At 76.6% G+C, this 547-nt stretch carries 1 pseudogene; it reads left to right on the top strand.

The features are described from left to right. Positions 1-547, top strand: a pseudogene (locus DW309_RS16715) (hypothetical protein); the annotation flags it as partial.

The raw sequence follows: 547 nt of genomic DNA, 5'->3' as shown, positions 1-547 counted from the left end.
GCGGACCGCACAACGCGTGGGCGCCGCTGCCCGCCGAGGCGCAGATCGCCTACGGCGCACACGGCCGCGTGGCCGGGGCGCTGCAGGCGGCGAGCGCGGGCGGCGAGGGACTGCGGGTGATCGCGGGGCTCGCGGCGGGATGGTTCTTCGGCGCCAACACCGCGGGCGTGCCGGTGTACGACCCCGCGACCGGCGTGACCTTCGACGGCGTCGAGACCGACGGCCGCGTGAACCGCAACTCGGGCGCGGAGTCGACGATCCACGGCCTGCTCACGATGCAGCTGCTCGACGCGAACCCCGACGTGGCGCGGCTGGCGACCTCGATCACGGGGCTGTCGTCGTTCGCGGGACTGCGGGCGCTCGACGCCGAGGCCGCACGGCTCTCGCCCGGGTGCACGGTCGAGCGTCCCGCGGACGGCGCGTGGACCGGCGAGGGCAACCTCGCGGGCGGCGCGTTCGTGCGGGTGCCCGAGGGCGAGTGGGTCGAGTTCGACCTCACCGAGCCCGGCGGGGTGCTGCACGGGCTCGTGTGGCGGCAGGCCGCGGA

Source organism: Microbacterium sp. K41 (assembly GCF_004794395.1).
In the GTDB taxonomy this organism is placed as follows: domain Bacteria; phylum Actinomycetota; class Actinomycetes; order Actinomycetales; family Microbacteriaceae; genus Microbacterium; species Microbacterium sufflavum.
The sequence above is the reverse complement of the archived record's forward strand: the minus strand, read 5'-3'. Positions and strand labels throughout refer to the sequence as shown.